The 16,290-nt window shown below is 39.2% G+C and carries 13 protein-coding genes and 1 pseudogene; 12 read left to right on the forward strand and 2 right to left on the reverse strand.

The features are described from left to right. Window positions 1-391: 391 nt before the first annotated feature. From AC2JBO_RS20565 to AC2JBO_RS20580, 4 genes are all read left to right on the forward strand, one after another. Window positions 392-2,242, forward strand: coding sequence for a protein kinase domain-containing protein (locus AC2JBO_RS20565; RefSeq protein WP_496955514.1), 1,851 nt, complete (start codon window positions 392-394; stop codon window positions 2,240-2,242). A 55-nt stretch (window positions 2,243-2,297) separates the two neighbouring features. Further along, complete coding sequence (bioD, locus tag AC2JBO_RS20570; RefSeq protein WP_496955515.1) at window positions 2,298-2,978, forward strand: dethiobiotin synthase; 681 nt, start codon at window positions 2,298-2,300, stop codon at window positions 2,976-2,978. Between the two features lie 53 nt (window positions 2,979-3,031). Then, window positions 3,032-4,303: a M20 family metallopeptidase gene (locus AC2JBO_RS20575; RefSeq protein ID WP_496955516.1), complete on the forward strand. Its 1,272-nt coding sequence runs from the start codon at window positions 3,032-3,034 to the stop codon at window positions 4,301-4,303. 75 nt (window positions 4,304-4,378) lie between these two features. Further along, a complete protein-coding gene (locus tag AC2JBO_RS20580; protein ID WP_496955517.1) occupies window positions 4,379-5,188 on the forward strand; it encodes a hypothetical protein in 810 nt (269 codons plus the stop codon). 734 nt (window positions 5,189-5,922) lie between these two features. Here AC2JBO_RS20580 and AC2JBO_RS20585 read toward each other — a convergent pair. After that, on the reverse strand, window positions 5,923-6,480 hold the full coding sequence (locus AC2JBO_RS20585) for a hypothetical protein (RefSeq protein ID WP_496955518.1): 558 nt from the start codon (window positions 6,478-6,480) through the stop codon (window positions 5,923-5,925). Window positions 6,481-6,761: 281 nt separating this feature from the next. On the opposite strand from AC2JBO_RS20585, the gene uvrB reads away from it, so the two are divergent. The 3 genes from uvrB (at window position 6,762) to AC2JBO_RS20600 (ending at window position 9,612) form a co-directional block, all read left to right on the forward strand. Next, window positions 6,762-8,762 carry an excinuclease ABC subunit UvrB gene (uvrB, locus tag AC2JBO_RS20590; RefSeq protein WP_496955519.1) on the forward strand — a complete coding sequence of 667 codons (2,001 nt, stop codon included), beginning with the start codon at window positions 6,762-6,764 and terminating at the stop codon, window positions 8,760-8,762. A 185-nt stretch (window positions 8,763-8,947) separates the two neighbouring features. Then, a complete protein-coding gene (locus tag AC2JBO_RS20595; RefSeq protein ID WP_496955520.1) occupies window positions 8,948-9,346 on the forward strand; it encodes a phage holin family protein in 399 nt (132 codons plus the stop codon). Window positions 9,347-9,423: 77 nt separating this feature from the next. Further along, window positions 9,424-9,612, forward strand: coding sequence for a YqaE/Pmp3 family membrane protein (locus AC2JBO_RS20600; protein WP_496955521.1), 189 nt, complete (start codon window positions 9,424-9,426; stop codon window positions 9,610-9,612). A 272-nt stretch (window positions 9,613-9,884) separates the two neighbouring features. Here the strand turns inward: AC2JBO_RS20600 and AC2JBO_RS20605 are convergent, their stop codons facing one another. Beyond that, complete coding sequence (locus AC2JBO_RS20605; RefSeq protein ID WP_496955522.1) at window positions 9,885-10,688, reverse strand: histidine kinase; 804 nt, start codon at window positions 10,686-10,688, stop codon at window positions 9,885-9,887. Between the two features lie 310 nt (window positions 10,689-10,998). Here AC2JBO_RS20605 and petJ point away from each other — a divergent pair, with 310 nt between their 5' ends. From petJ to AC2JBO_RS20630, 5 genes and pseudogenes are all read left to right on the forward strand, one after another. Continuing rightward, the gene (gene petJ / locus AC2JBO_RS20610) at window positions 10,999-11,334 is read left to right on the forward strand and encodes a cytochrome c6 PetJ (protein ID WP_496955523.1); all 336 of its coding nucleotides are present in this window, start codon (window positions 10,999-11,001) and stop codon (window positions 11,332-11,334) included. 17 nt (window positions 11,335-11,351) lie between these two features. Beyond that, window positions 11,352-11,462 (forward strand): annotated as a pseudogene (locus AC2JBO_RS20615) (aldo/keto reductase); the annotation flags it as partial. Window positions 11,463-12,049: 587 nt separating this feature from the next. Then, window positions 12,050-14,278 carry a GumC family protein gene (locus AC2JBO_RS20620; RefSeq protein WP_496955524.1) on the forward strand — a complete coding sequence of 743 codons (2,229 nt, stop codon included), beginning with the start codon at window positions 12,050-12,052 and terminating at the stop codon, window positions 14,276-14,278. A 69-nt stretch (window positions 14,279-14,347) separates the two neighbouring features. Next, window positions 14,348-15,307, forward strand: a complete 960-nt coding sequence (locus tag AC2JBO_RS20625; RefSeq protein ID WP_496955525.1) for a glycosyltransferase family 2 protein — start codon at window positions 14,348-14,350, stop codon at window positions 15,305-15,307. Window positions 15,308-15,389: 82 nt separating this feature from the next. Next, on the forward strand, window positions 15,390-16,290 hold a 901-nt coding region (locus tag AC2JBO_RS20630), incomplete at its 3' end, for a flippase (protein ID WP_496955526.1).

Genomic DNA, 16,290 nt, shown 5'->3' on the forward strand with positions numbered 1-16,290 from the left:
GTAGAGTATTTTATGCTATTTGTAGCAAATTTTTGACACAGGTGTAACACCTCGTATAATTTATGACGCTTAGTCTTGGATGTGACACATTTTGTATCAAGCAGCAATTTTGAGAGTACAGCAGACTTGATATTAAGTTTAAAATCAACAAAATATCTATCAATAAGCACGGAAACTGCTAATTAAATGCTGAAGTACTATTGGATAAATGTAAAAATTGTTAATACTGGGACTATACAGCCGTTTTGTACTTACGCGAGCGAACAATGTGATTTATGAACTAACCAGAGAATATATTGCTCAAGGCACTTACTATCTTCTGTGTTTGTCTAATTGCACTAGCTTATACCAGCCCCACTAAAGCAACTAAATTAAACTTATCACTATTAACATGCAACCACCCATTCCAGTTGGCACTATCCTACAAAATCGCTATCGTATAATTAATATTCTTGGTCAGGGTGGGTTTGGTAGAACCTATCTTGCAGAAGACCAGCGACGCTTTAATGAGTTTTGTGCGATTAAAGAGCTAATTCCTAACGCTACAGGAACTATGGATGCCTGGGAGAAAGCAAAAGAACTTTTTCAGCGCGAAGCCGAAATTTTGTATCAAATTAAGCATCCTCAAATACCGCAATTCCGCGAACGATTCGAGCAAGACCAGCGGTTGTTTTTAGTACAAGATTACGTTGCAGGAAAGACTTATCGTGATTTATTAGAGGAACGTAAAGGTGCAGGAAGTACTTTTACTGAAAATGAAGTGCTTGATATTATACGTTCTTTACTACCTGTACTGGAATATTTACACGGTCGTGGAATTATTCATCGCGATATTTCTCCAGAGAATATTATCCAACGACAAGCTGATAGTAAGCCAGTACTGATAGATTTTGGCGTAGTTAAGGAACTGGCGACCAAATTACAATCACCTGCTGGCACTATGCAAGCTACGTCAGTTGGAAAGTTGGGTTATGCACCTGGTGAACAAATGCAAACAGGTAGAGCATACCCTAACAGCGATTTGTATGCTTTAGCTGTAACTGTAATTGTTTTATTAACTGGTAAAGAGCCATCAGAATTATATGATGAAAACCTGACGTTATGGAATTGGCAGCGCTACGCTAAAGTCAATCCTCGTTTCTCACAGGTTTTAAACCGAATGCTCAATTACATTCCTGGCGAACGCTTCCAAACCGCACGGGATGTTGAGCAAGCATTAGAGTCGATCAACGGGTCTGCACAACCAGGTTTACCAAATCAATCCAATACAAACGTATCTAATGTTCAAACAATTGCTGTTGGTCGGCGCCCAGACCCAATACAGGAACCTAGCAGTCAACCAAGTGGGCAACCAAATCAACAGCGTCCGTCTAACCGACCCGACTCAGTTATTCCACCAAGTAATAATTCTGTATTAGATAATCCTTTAGCAGTTGGAGCTATTGGTGCTGCTGTTGTTGTGTTGGCAGGATTTGGCTCATGGGCATTAGTTAGTTCAATCCGTAGCCAATCTAATAAACCGACGGTGCCTATCGAAACATCACCACAAACTTTTCCTTCTCCCGTAATTACCGAAGGCACCAATACTCCAATACCCACGCAAACAGTTGGCGTACCTGCTGTATTTAGCAAGCGGTTAAGATTCAATGCGTCTAATATTGCTACTGATAAAGGTAAACTTCGCGCTAACGAAACAATTCAATACACATTTCAGGGTGAAGAGGGACAGCTTTTAAGAGCATCTGCCGCTCAACAAGGTCAAATATTGTTAACAGTGTTGGCCCCAAATCGGGAAGCAGTTGATGGTATAGACCCAAATGCCGCATCGTATCAAGGCACTCTTCCATTTACAGGTAAATATACTATTCAGCTAACACCGGTGCCTGGAATTGCAGAAAGCGAGTATGACTTGACAGTTGGATTGGAAAAGCCTGTAATTCCCACACCAACACAATCTCCAGTAGAACCAGCACTTACACCTACACCTACACCTACATCAACGCCGAGACCGACAATATCAATCCCAATTCCTTCCCCAACCGTCACTTCAGAAGCTTTCCCTACATCAACACCAATTATTAAACCAACACGAGGAGCAGGAGAAACTTTTGATCAAAAAGCACCAAGTGGCAATTTTGGGAATTCAACAAATCCTAATCCAACAAATCCGAATTCAAAAAATCAGGATAGCAGTATTCCGCGTGAAAATGCGACTCCAACTCCAGAGAGAAGGAATTTTTGAGAGGCCGCATAGGCGATAATAGATAACTAAGAACCCTCAAATATAATATTTAGCGTTGAATTCACTACTAATTACAGGTACAGATACCGAAGCAGGCAAAACAGTTTTAACAACTGCGCTTGCAGCTTACTGGCAAAAATATCGCGCTCCGCGCAGCTTTGCCATACTCAAACCAATACAATCAGGGGAAGGCGACCGCGAAACTTATCAAAAGCTGTTTTCATTGCAGCAATTACCAGAGGAAATTACGCCGTTATATTTTCAAGCTCCACTGGCGCCACCGATTGCAGCTGCAAAAGAAAATAGAAATATCGATTTGGCAATTGTCTGGCAAACTCTTACAAAATTGAAGCGTTCGCGAGATTTTGTATTAGTCGAAGCATTAGGAGGACTAGGTTCCCCAGTCACGAATGAGTTAACAGTAGCCGATATAGCAGCTCAGTGGCGTTTACCTACGCTATTAGTAGTACCCGTAAAATTGGGTGCAATTTCTCAAGCTGTAGCGAATGTAGCCCTCGCAAAACTTACACGCATTAACTTACTCGGAATTATTCTTAACTGTTCTCAACCGCATAGTGAAGCTCAAATCGATGACTTGGCGCCTGTTGATTTGATACGGTCACTTACCAATATTCCTGTTTTAGGTTGTTTGCCGTACTTTGATAACCTTGGTGACTTGGAAAAATTAGCCCAAGAAGCATCTAATTTGGATTTAGAACAAATTTTGCGGATGTAATTTAACATAATAAAAATAGAAGTGCATTTCTACCATTAAATTAGAGACTTAATATGATTTCTGCTTTTCCAAGCCTTACATCAGTCGATTTATCTCGCATTCGACTGCCTATTCGTAATCTCCATCCGCAAATCATCGAATGGCGGCGCCGACTTCATCAAAAGCCAGAATTAGGTTTTCAAGAAAAACTCACTGCTGAGTTTATTGCTACTAAATTGCAAGAATGGGGTATCGAACACCAAACAGGTATTGCCCAAACAGGTATAGTCGCCATTATTAAAGGCACCAAATCAACTTGTAGAGACGTGATTAATCACATCTCTACTCAGCACTCATCACTCAGCACTCAGCACTCTCGTGTTTTGGCGATTCGTGCGGATATGGACGCATTACCCGTTCAAGAGCTTAACGAGGTAAGTTATCGTTCGCAGCACGACGGTTTGATGCACGCTTGTGGACATGATGGACACACTGCAATTGCACTTGGTACGGCATATTACTTACACCAGCACCGTCATGATTTTGCAGGTACTGTTAAAATAATTTTTCAACCTGCTGAAGAAGGACCAGGTGGCGCCAAACCAATGATTGAAGCAGGAGTACTAAAAAATCCTGATGTTGATGCGATTATTGGTTTACATTTGTGGAATAACTTGGCACTGGGAACTGTAGGAGTTCGTCCAGGCGCCTTAATGGCAGCCGTTGAATCTTTTGATTGTACTATTTCTGGGAAAGGTGGACATGGTGCAATGCCACATCAAACCGTCGATTCGGTAGTTGTTGCAGCCCAAGTTATTAACGCACTCCAAACTATTGTCGCACGTAACGTTAATCCTATTGACTCTGCTGTTGTTACGGTTGGTAAGCTTCATGCAGGCACAAAACGTAATGTAATAGCTGATACAGCAGAAATGAGTGGGACTGTTAGATACTTTAATCCATCATTAGCAGGCTTTTTTAAGAATCGTGTCGAGCAAATTATCAGTGGTGTATGTGAAGCTCAGGGTGCTAAATTTAACTTAGACTATTGGCCGTTGTATCCAGCAGTAATTAATGATATGGCTATAGCAGAACTTGTCCGTTCTGTTGCCGAAGAAGTTGTGGAAACACCGCTTGGTATAGTTCCTGAGTGTCAAACAATGGGCGCCGAAGATATGTCATTTTTCTTGCAGGAAGTTCCTGGTTGCTACTTCTTCCTGGGTTCGGCAAATCCCGATAAAGGTCTAGCGTATCCCCACCACCACCCGCGATTCGACTTTGACGAAACCGCTTTGGCGATGGGTGTGGAAATTTTTGTCCGATGTGTCGAAAAATTCTGTAATTAATTGATTTCAGTAGGTAGAAGTTAGTATTAGGAAACCAAGTTTCCAAAACTTTTATTTTTTACCTACATAAATTACATGACTTCTATTAGTTCTGCGTTATTAAATCCTACAGTTCTTGGCGCCTTAACAGAATTTGAAAATTCGACAACTCCGGGTGTATGGGCAAGTGTTGATAAAAAACAGCTAGTTGCCGAGATGCGGTTGCGTCTTAACGACCCATATCAAATTAATCAAGGTGCCCAGCCTTTTTGTGGTCCTGCGGCTATTGTATTTGAATTAGTTCGCAAGCAACCTTTGCGCTATGTTCAACTGTGCCGTAGTTTATTTGAAACAGGCGGTTGTAATTTGACTACGGCTAAGATAGAAGCATCTCAAACTTTACGCCGTAGTACTGGGCGCCTGCGGATGAGTCAGTCAGATTGGATGGTTTTAGCGACGCTGCGAGAGTCTGAAAACTCGATATTTAATATCGAAGCAGAGGCGCCGGACATTATTCGGAATTTAGCCGGGATGACAAAATCTTGGGAAATAAAAGGTTGGACGCGGGAAATATTAGGTTATCGCACTTGTAATTACCGTCATACATATTTATATGGAGAGTTTGACGCACTACAAGAAGCATCCAAAGCTGTTGCAGCGGGTGGAGTGGCATTTGCTCTAATTACAGCTGATGGATTATTACGCGGTAAAACTCCATTTTTGCCTCTTCCTACACACTGGGTTAGTATTTTGGGCAATATTTCGATTAAAGGAGGCGACTGGTTTGATGACCAAAACGGACGTATTAGCCTAGATGTGTATTCTTGGGGTAAGCAATATCATATCAGTTTAGATGAGGCGCCGTTCGAGGATTATTTCTGGGGTGTGGTCATTGGCAACGGATGATAAACGGATGTAACGGATGGTTGATTTAAAATTACTAGTAGTTCATGTAAGTAGGTGGGCGGGAAAATTTACCGCTATGTAACGAAATGTAAAGCTGCTATAATCCTTTCTCAGTAAGCTCTTAGCGCTCTTAACCGGAAAATCCTAAGTGTAGTTTATTTCCACCCACCTACTTAATAAAATTTGGTGTGTAGAAAAAAAGAACCACAAAGGCACAAAGGACACAAAGGAAGAGAGAACTTCCCAGAATTAATGACAAGGCAATTTTAGGTTTTGGATTGATACGAAAAAAGGTGAGCAGTAAAGCTCACCCTAATATTCAACCACAGTAAACACTAAAAACTTTGTTAATTGTTTTGTTAAGACTTTGATGTAGAGATTTTTTGTAAAAGGTAGAGCCACTCTATATAGCTACTCATACTTTACGATTAATTGTTTGGATACTACTTAAATCATTAAACAATTTCCATTCATCCATAAAAGATAACTTAGTAGTTTCCGTATTGCCTTCTCTCGTTTGGCTTAATATTTGCCTCTACTGAAAGACAGAGACGTTTTATGTAATTAAATGCTAAAAAACCCAGTTGTAGTGAACTGGGTTTAAAAAGTAAGATAATTTACCATATAACGTTCCTTCCGTAGGTTAGGCATCTTGCCTGACCGGAAGCACAAGTAAAACTAGCACAGGCGAGACGCCTATGCTACAATGGAGCTAAAAAATTTAAGATAAAGCGCTAATCTAAAAAGCCCATCAGTACTTCGGATTCATCCGTAGTATTTGAAGCGACAGGACGATTACCCATTACTGAATAGGAATCTGAAACTACTAACGCACTCGAAGCAATAGGACGAATACCAGAAAGGTTGATACTGTCTACTACATCAATTGTGTTCGCACCAATTGGACGCACACCCATAATATTCATGGTATCCACAACGTGTAGATGGCTAACCCCAATTGGACGAACACCTGAAACTGTCATTGTTTCAGCAATTTCTAAATCACTCGCAGCAATAGGACGCTGACCGGAAACCGCAAGGGTAGCGGGTTTCTCTTTGCGAAGCTCTAGTTTGCTGGATTTTTCTTTTCCGTTTGATGATTCTGATGATTCTGCTGGCACTGGCTTATCCTCTGTTAACTCAATTTCATTTTCGACTTTGTTTTGCGTTGTTTGAACTTCAGCTGTTTTTGCAGCTTGACCTTGGCTTTCAACCTCCGTTATTGTTTCTCCTTTGAGTTTGGCACGCCTTTGCCGAGGACTGGTTGGTCTGCCAGTGCTGCTTATGGTCATGTCTATACCCCGTTTCTTAATTTAATTTTACAATGCGCGCGGATTGTTAAAAACTTTCCTATAACAGAGTTTAACTTCAAAAAAGCCTACATAGGTATAATTATCTTCATAATATACATATAAGTAAATATTAATGGTAACGATTGGTAAATTTTAATTACGAAAATTAGGTAAGGGGGAAATCCGCAAGCAAGTATTGGGTTTTTGGGGCAACGTAGCTCCGGCTATATTCGTTACTATTACTATGACGTAGGGTATCCGCATTACTTTAGTACATTTGTATGAAAGAGTTTAACCTTCAAGCACCCTTTCAACCAACTGGTGATCAACCGCGAGCGATTGAGCAGTTGGTCAAGTCAGTCAATGCTGGTAATACTTATCAAACATTACTCGGCGCCACGGGAACTGGTAAGACATTTTCGATAGCGTCAGTAATTGAGAAGGTAGGGAAACCAACGTTAGTTCTCGCGCACAACAAAACGCTAGCAGCGCAGTTGTGTAACGAATTACGCGAATTCTTTCCAAATAACGCCGTTGAATATTTTGTTAGTTATTACGATTATTATCAGCCAGAGGCTTATATTCCTGTCACCGATACTTTTATAGAGAAGACAGCTTCGATAAACGATGAGATAGATATGTTACGCCATTCGGCGACTCGTTCGTTATTTGAACGAAACGATGTTATCGTCGTTGCTTCGATTAGCTGTATTTATGGTTTGGGTATTCCCAATGAGTATCTCAAAGCAGCAATTCCCTTCCATGTCGGGATGGAAGTAGACCAGCGTGAAATTTTGAAAGACCTTGTGTCCGTTCAATATAGCCGTAACGATATTGAGATGGGTCGAGGAAAGTTTCGAGTTCGCGGTGATGTTCTTGAAATTGGGCCTGCATACGAAGACAGGATTATCAGGATTGAGTTTTTTGGGGATGAAGTAGATGCAATTCGCTATGTAGACCCAGTGACAGGGGAAATATTACAAAGCTTACAAGCTGTGAACTTGTATCCAGCACGTCACTTCGTCACACCCGAAGACCGCTTAGAAGTAGCCATTGATGATATTGCAGCAGAACTCAAGGCGCGTAAATTAGAACTAGAAGAACAGAGTAAATTATTGGAAGCGCAACGTATTGACCAGCGTACTCGTTACGATCTGGAGATGCTGCGAGAAGTTGGGTATTGTAACGGTGTGGAAAATTACTCCCGTCACTTAGCAGGACGTGTTGCTGGAGAACCACCCGAATGTTTAATTGATTATTTTCCCAAAGATTGGTTGCTAGTAATTGACGAGTCGCATGTTACAGTACCTCAAATTCGCGGAATGTATAACGGCGACCAAGCTCGTAAAAAAGTACTAATAGAACATGGATTTCGTCTACCGAGTGCTGCTGACAACCGTCCTTTAAAAGCAGAGGAATTTTGGGAAAAAGTCAACCAGTGTATTTTTGTCTCAGCGACTCCTGGGGAATGGGAGTTAGGAATTTCTGAAGATAATGTTGCTGAACAAATTATTCGTCCCACTGGAGTTCTTGACCCAGTAATTGTTATCCGTCCCACAGATGGTCAAATTGATGACTTGTTAGGCGAAATTAAAGACCGTACTGACCTTAACGAACGGGTATTAGTTACGACTTTAACTAAACGAATGGCAGAGGATTTAACGGAGTACTTACAAGACAATAGTATTAGAGTTAGATACTTACATTCGGAGATTAATTCGATTGAACGTATCGAAATTATCCAAGATTTGCGTGATGGTAAGTTTGATGTGTTGGTGGGTGTAAACTTATTACGGGAAGGTTTAGATTTACCAGAAGTTTCACTAGTAGCAATTTTAGATGCTGACAAAGAAGGGTTCTTACGCGCGGAGCGTTCTTTAATTCAGACAGTTGGTCGAGCCGCGCGTCATATACGTGGTCAAGCGATAATGTACGCTGATAACCTTACAGACAGCATGTTGAAAACCATTGAAGAAACCGAACGTCGTCGCGGTATTCAAATGGCCTATAACAAAATACATGGTATTACACCTCAACCAATAGCTAAGAAAAAATCGAGTAATGCGATTTTATCCTTCTTAGAAGTATCGAGGCGCCTAAATTCCCAGGAATTACAAACAGTTGAGGAACACATTGACGAAATACCGTTGGAAAGTATTCCTGATTTGATTACCAAATTAGAAGCACAAATGAAGGATGCAGCGAAGAGCTTAGAGTTTGAAGAAGCTGCTAAATTTCGGGATAAGATTAGAAGCTTACGCGATAAGTTAGTAGGAAGGTAACTGGCAACGGATACAACAGATGCAACGGATAGATAAGTAAACTATCCGTTACATCCACTAATCCGTTGCCAATCTCTATCTCACGATATAACCATTATCATCCTTGTTAAAGAGGTAAAAAACGGGAAGATAAATAACTATAGTATTTAGAACATAACAAGCAAATTTTGTTGTAGGTGAAAGTGATGTTACCCACCTTTTTAACGGTCTTGGCTACCACATTAAGCCTTTTAATTGTAGATATCGTGTTTCCAGGCGTTGTTCTTGCTAACTTCCCTGCTGCATTGATAGCAGGTGCTGTAATTGGTCTTCTCAATGGTTCATTAAAACCAGTATTATCAGCATTATCTCTACCCTTAAACTTTGCCACTTTTGGCGGTTTTTCATTAATCGTTAACGGATTTTGTTTTTGGTTAGCAGCAGTATTAGTTCCTGGGTTTGGCGTACACGGAATTGCAGCTTTTATCTTAGGACCAGTTATCTTGTCCCTTGCAAACACATTTATCAATAACTACTTTGTTGAGAAAAATCTCACTCTTAATAGTGGTAATGACAAAGCAAAAGCTCAATTACCATCGAGCTAATTGCTAGATAAGTAAGCATTGAAAAAAGCGATAGTTCCAGAGCGAAAGTAAGTAAATTAGAAACAACTAACAGCACTATGAAAGCACTTCGTTACATTCTCGGTATTGCAATACCTCCTTTAGGTATATTTCTTACATATGGAGTTAGTCAAACTTTAATTATCAACGTTCTTTTGACACTTTTAGGTTGGCTTCCCGGTAGTATTCATGCTTTATGGGCAATATCCAAGTATGAAGAAAGTCTAGACCGTACAGGAACCATATAAAACTTGTTGATCTAGGTAAGTAAGGATTAAGAGTGGTTTTCAAAGAAAAGGTGCAAGTTAAGCTTGCACTTTTTTATACTATTTTTTTTTATACTATTCATTTCCGGAAATTGCAATAATTAGATTATTAGATTAACCATCTTGTGAAAAACTATCTTGTGGAACGGGCATCCTTGCCCGTTGCTAGTTAATTTGTGGTAAATAAGTATACCAAAAACCCGGTAACTTTTGGTAAACCGGGATTATTTCAACTTAATTAAAATTAATTAACTTTACTTGTGAATTGTAGGTTCTTTAGTGCTTTCTACACTATCTTTGTCTTTAAATAAACTGGTTGCTGCTGCAAGCAATTCTTTTAAGACTAGTTTAATTTGACGTTCGCTACGTGCAATAGCGCTTCCTGCTTCACCAAGTTTGTCATCGAGGTTACCATGTTTTTCTTTAACTTGTCCAATCATTGACTCCGCTTGTGGACGCGCGTTGTTGTACCACTTCTTCGCATCTTCAACATAGCTATTTACTTCTTCACTACGTCCACCATAGCGCGCGGCTAAATTAGCTCGGACAATTGCAAGTTGTGCTTGTAACTGCGCGTAGCGTTTTCTTAGCAACGCAGCTTCTTCACTATTTTGAATCGTGTTAACAGCAGACTCAATCGAAGTTCTAACTTGTGAAGACTTTTCTGTACTTGTATCCTTTATTTCTGCCAAAATTCCATCTACTTCTTGCTGAATTTTTTCTTCTTCTTCGTCAACTTGAGCTTGTAATTGCTGAACTTGAGCCTGTGTTTTGATAATAGCTTCGTGCCGTTTAGCATTTACAGCTTCTATAGCACCTTCGATAGATGCTGTAACTTCTTCTTTAACTTCGGTGCCACGTTCTTGAACGTTTTCTACCACAGCAGAAACTGCCTCACGTACTATTGTACGTAAATCTTTTGAACCTTCCTTAAGCTCTCCAACAACCCCTGAAACAGCAGTTTTCACAATTTCTCTAACTCGTTCAACTCGTTGTTGACCAGTTTCTTTAACCAAATCTAGGTCAGCTTTAATTTGTTCTTTGATATTATTAGCCATATTCAAATACGGTTCTACTAACCGCACACTCATTAATTTACATGTAATCTTATCTTTATGGTGAAGCAATAATCTAAAAATTGTTACTTCCCTTAGATAGATAATCAATAATCTAGTGATAACATCCATCGTAGGGTGCGTGACGCTTAACAAAATCTTGTACATTTTTAAGAACTTGTAGCGTCACGCACCAAGCACTATAATCTGCAAATGGTGCGTAACACCACAAGATTATTAGCTTCGTTGTTAAATTGTTGGAAGCGTTACGCACCCTACCAAATCTTGTATATTTTTAATCAAGGAGAATCACTTGAAAAAACGATTAGTTATCTTATCCATATTGATATATTTAATAGTTGCTATCACCCAACCTGCTTATGCTGTAGATAATAACGGCGCCGCGAAGATATTTGAGGCAAATTGTGCAGGTTGCCATATCAATGGTGGAAATATAGTACGACGCGGTAAAAACTTACACATAAAAGCCTTAAAAAGAAACGGAATGGATTCAATTGAGGCAATTACTGGTATAGTAACGAATGGTAAAAACAATATGTCAGCATATAAAGACCGTCTGACAGTGCAAGAAATTCAAGACGTAGCAACTTACGTATTACAACAGGCCGAAAATAACTGGCGCTTGTAATAGTGCTGAGTGGTAAGGTCAATTTCTGCCAAAAGTATGATATCAAGTTATTTACTTACGGCACGCTGTGTGGTAATTTACTGTCAGAGAAATATTTAGGGAAACCTAAACACCTTGGCTCGAAATTGGCGCTATTTCACAATTGCAGGCTAATTTAATTTTTGGAAGTAGAGACGTTACATGTAACGTTTCTACCGCAACGGCAATTGACCGGACATGATATTACATTTATACTTAGGTAGCTTCAGTAAAGTTATACAAACACTGTACTTAAATGATTTCTACAAACTTTATGAATCAAGAGCTAGCAATTAACAGTGTAACTAATAGGCATAGTATATATACTTATAGAACTTAAAAGGCGGAAGTATTGATTATATAAGGGTTTTGAGCTTTTCTTAAAATTATTAATATTAGTTCTGGTTAGCTTAAATATGACTAAACTGGCAAGTAATTGCACTGATAGCTTTGTAAAGATTATGCAAAGTTGTTATTAATTACTTACAAAATAAAAAATGTTAATTATGTTTAATCTAAGTAAAGTTGCAAATTGAGGCACGCAGTAAGTGTTATAAGTATTAGCACTTATTAGGTTCATCGTCGTGAAGACAAAAAACACGTCGTAAACACCGTGTACTCATCTATGTGATTGCATATGTTAGTTAAGTGCTGTGTCAAAGATTACTATGTATAAATTTTTGTATTGTGAGTGGATATGGAATCTTTACCAACCTTTGAAGAGGTAGATTTTCAAAAATACTTGCAGGTTTTGCAACGACGTTGGCTGCCTTTAGCGGGAATACTTGCAATCTCTGTTGGTTGTGGTTCTTTGTATGCGTTATCGCTAAAACCCTTCTATAAGGCAGAAGGTAGTTTGATGATTAAATCTAATCGCACTTCCTCTCTAACGGGGTTAACGCAGGACTTGGGAAGATTGGAGCCTTTGGGTCAGAACGAAAACCCATTGGAAACTCAGGTGAAAGTTGTTGCATCGAACAAAGTAATCGATAGAACTATTCGTTCGCTAAAACTTGATGACGCTTTGGATAAATCGCAAGCGATTCCAAACTTTGCAGCCAAACTCAAGGTGGAGGGTCTTAAAGGTAGCGATGTTATCCAAATTTCCTATAAGGACGGTGACCCAAAAATTGCGGCGAAAGTTGTTAATGCAATCATTGACAACTACATTCAGGTGAATGTAGACGCAAATCGGGAGGAAGCAACAAGCGCTAAGACGTTTATTGCGAAGCAACTACCTATATCTAAAGAAAAAGTTAGAGAGGCTGAAGTTAGTCTACAAGTATTCAAGGAAAGGAATAAAGTTATCGTACTTCAGCAAGAAGCGAATAATGCTGTAGATACAATTTCCAAGCTGGAAAATCAAATCGGGCAAGCTGAAGCTCAATTGGTTGATGTTGAAGGTCGTTTACAAGAGTTACGCACTCAAGCTCAAGTTAATTCGTCACAAGCTGTAATTGGTTCTGATTTGAGTCAAGTACCGGGTGTTCAAAAAACACTGGCACAACTTCAAGATGCTGAGAATCAATTAGCACTTGAGAAAACTCGTTTTGAATCCGTACATCCTAGCGTTGTCAACCAAGAGGAAAAAGTCGCTGCTCTTAGGAAGCAACTTCAACTGCTAACACGAGAAGTATCTGGTGGACAGCAGGTAGCTCAGGGAAATATACAGATTGGGCAATTGAGGCAAAGTCTAGTTGCAGATATTACCCGTAATGAAGCGCAACGTGTTGGTTTAAAAAGGCAAATTGCGACTCTCACTCAACATTGGAAGGTTTACAAAGAGCAAGTCAAGTCTTTGCCAAAACTTGAGAAGATGCAGAGAGATTTAGAGCGAAATTTGAAAGCTGCTCAAACGACTTATGAAACGCTTTTAACAAAAGATCAGGAAATTCGCGTTGCTGAAAATCAAAAAATTGCCAATGCGCGCGTTATCTCTTATGCTTTAGTACCCAGTAAGCCAGAAGGTCCGAAGCGCACTCTATTTGTGATTGGTGCAGGCGCCGTTGGTGTCTTGCTAGGTACAATTGCTGCCTTTGGTTTAGACTTGATAGACCGTTCTGTCAAAACAGTCAAAGAAGCTAAAGAAGTGATGAAATACACTCTTCTGGGTGTGATTCCGAGTATAAACAGGAACAACAAAAGTTATTTTTCTACTGGTGGAATAGACCGCAGTATTCCAAAAATCATTGGTAGAGATTTACCTCAATATCCTCTGGGTGATGCATACCAAATACTACAAGCAAACTTAAAGTTTCTTTGCTCTGACAAACCGCTCAAAAGTATTGTAGTCACAAGTGCTGTAGCCAAAGAAGGTAAATCTGAAGTTGCTGCCAATTTGGCTGTTGCAATGGCACTAGTTGGGCGCCGCGTATTGTTAGTAGATGCAGATATGCGTCAACCAATACAACATCATGTTTGGGGCTTAACGAATGTTGCAGGACTAACAAACGTGATAGTAGACCAGGTTGCTTTAAGTTCAGCAGCACAAGAAGTAATGCCCAATTTAGATGTACTTTCCTGCGGAGTTTTACCTCCAAACCCAATGGCACTTCTAGATTCGCAGCGTATGGCATCATTGGTCAGTAGTTTTGACGATAAGTATGACTGCGTAATTTTTGATACTCCGGCAATATCAGGAACGGCGGATGCGGCAGTTCTGAGTAAACTTGCTGACGGGATGTTATTAGTGGTTCGTCCGGGTGTGGTTGATTTGGACAGTGCGAATGCTACCAAAGAGTTTTTAACTCAGTCAGGTCAAAAAGTGCTGGGTATAGTTATTAACGGTGTGAACGTAAAAAAAGAACCCGACAGCTATTTTTACTACACTAAAGCGCGACAGCTTGAACAAGCTTCAACATCTGGTAGTTTGACAAGAATTACTGAAAAGCTATCGACACCACGTCCAAATAAGGAAGAGTATTAAGACAACCGGATTATTAAACGCGGTGAATGGCGCCAAAGCTAAAAAAATTCTAAACACAAAGGATATGTCATGAGAACGTCTTGCTTAATTAGCAATTATAACTATGGGAGATATTTAGAAGAGGCAATTTATAGTGCTATTAATCAAACGGTAAAATTTGACGAAATTATTATCGTTGATGATGCCTCTACTGATAATTCTGCTGAAATCATTACTAAATTTTCTCAAGAACCAAACGTTAAATGCATTTTTAAATCAAAAAATCAGGGGCAATTGTCATCTTTTAATGATGCTTTTACTGCTGCAACTGGGGACATTATATTTTTTCTAGATGCCGATGATGTATATAGTCAGAAGTATCTTGAAGAAACTTTAATTTTTTACAGGAGACATATTGAATGTGACTTTATGTTTTGTGCGTATGAAAAATTTGGCGCCTCGTCAGGAATATTTAGAGCTTACGAGATTGACTTAGATTTAGGCTATTCAGTGCTTAAAACCTTATGCACTCGTGAATGGATTGGGTCTATCACTTCAACACTCTCGATGCGTAGAAATATACTTTCCAAAGTATTGCCGATACCCTATACAGAAGATTGGCGTGTTCGCGCTGATGATTGTTTAGTATGGGGTGCATCTTTAGTTGGAGCGAAAAAATTTTATCTATCTAAATCTTTGGTGCAATATCGTATCCACCAAAGTAATAATTATCACAACAGCAAGAGTAAAATTCTTGACATCGATAAAAATTATGAATATAAAAGATATTGGAAGTGTAATTCTTTATTCAATTATATTCGTGAAAAAAATAAGATTGAGTTGCCTTTGCTGTTTACTTATACGTGTTTACATGAATTACAAACTATCCCATGTCCGGAATATAAGGATTTCAGGTTGTATCTAAAAATAATCTTCTTGTTCGAGCAAAGTCTTTACTGGAAAATTAAAGGCATTTTTCAATTATCCAGTTATTTTCTCAAAATGCTAACAAGTGGCAAAATCAAAGCAAGATTGACTAGTTCAATATAGAGACCAAAATTTTTTGTCAAATAATAACGTTATATAGCTAAATACAGCTATATACAGCTAAAAAAGGTAAATGCGCGCGCCTATGAAAATCCAAAATCTATCGCGATTTAAATCTCATCCTAAACTACGTGCAGCAATTGCCAATACTGGTTGGTTATTTGGCGACCGCATTCTGCGTATGGGTACAAGTTTAGTTGTAGGAGTATGGGTTGCACGCTATCTAGGAGTTGAACAGTATGGTCTTTTTAACTATGCTCTAGCTTTTGTAACTTTATTTACTCCTGTTTTCACCCTTGGTTTAGATGATGTAGTAGTTCGTTACCTTGTACATGAATCATCAAGAAAGGAAGAAATTTTAGGAACTACTTTTTGGTTAAAGTTCCTAGGAGGGGTTGCATCAGTGTTATTAGCAGTTGGTTTTATGCTGTTCTCAGGTAAAACTGACGCATCAAAAATATGGTTAGTGACGATTTTAGCATTAAGTGGAATTTTTAGGGCTAGCGATACTGTTGAACTATGGTTTCAAGCGCAAGTAAAATCAAAGTACACTGTAGTTGCTAAAAATGCTGCATATGTAATAAGTACTCTAATTAAAATCGCACTCATTTTATACAAGGCGCCGCTTATAGCTTTTGCTTGGATAACAGTGGCAGAATTAGCGATGAGCGCAATAGGTTTGGCAATTGTATACCAAACAAAAGCGTCTTCTATCTGGTTATGGAAATTGAATCTCTCTACAGCCAAGACTCTTTTGAAAGAGAGTTTACCGCTAATGTTTTCAGGGTTTGCTATCATGATTTTTATGAAAATTGACCAACTTATGTTAGGTCAAATGATAAATGAAGCCGAGGTTGGCATTTACTCTGCTGCTGTAAGAATTTCTGAAGTTTGGTATTTTATTCCAACAACTATTGTTGCTTCGGTTGCTCCTTCAATTTATGCAGCTAAGGAAAAATCAGAAGCGCATTACTATAAGCGAATAG

The organism is Calothrix sp. CBUCES-K 9914, from assembly GCF_059640475.1.

Bases quoted from the DNA above. Each gene is read 5' to 3' on its own strand.
- AC2JBO_RS20565 (WP_496955514.1), top strand. From the start codon at position 392: ATGCAACCACCCATTCCAGTTGGCACTATCCTACAAAATCGCTATCGT.
- AC2JBO_RS20575 (WP_496955516.1), top strand. From the start codon at position 3,032: ATGATTTCTGCTTTTCCAAGCCTTACATCAGTCGATTTATCTCGCATT.
- AC2JBO_RS20580 (WP_496955517.1), top strand. From the start codon at position 4,379: ATGACTTCTATTAGTTCTGCGTTATTAAATCCTACAGTTCTTGGCGCC.
- AC2JBO_RS20585 (WP_496955518.1), bottom strand. From the start codon at position 6,480: ATGACCATAAGCAGCACTGGCAGACCAACCAGTCCTCGGCAAAGGCGT.
- uvrB (WP_496955519.1), top strand. From the start codon at position 6,762: ATGAAAGAGTTTAACCTTCAAGCACCCTTTCAACCAACTGGTGATCAA.
- AC2JBO_RS20595 (WP_496955520.1), top strand. From the start codon at position 8,948: ATGTTACCCACCTTTTTAACGGTCTTGGCTACCACATTAAGCCTTTTA.
- AC2JBO_RS20600 (WP_496955521.1), top strand. From the start codon at position 9,424: ATGAAAGCACTTCGTTACATTCTCGGTATTGCAATACCTCCTTTAGGT.
- AC2JBO_RS20605 (WP_496955522.1), bottom strand. From the start codon at position 10,688: ATGGCTAATAATATCAAAGAACAAATTAAAGCTGACCTAGATTTGGTT.
- AC2JBO_RS20620 (WP_496955524.1), top strand. From the start codon at position 12,050: ATGGAATCTTTACCAACCTTTGAAGAGGTAGATTTTCAAAAATACTTG.
- AC2JBO_RS20625 (WP_496955525.1), top strand. From the start codon at position 14,348: ATGAGAACGTCTTGCTTAATTAGCAATTATAACTATGGGAGATATTTA.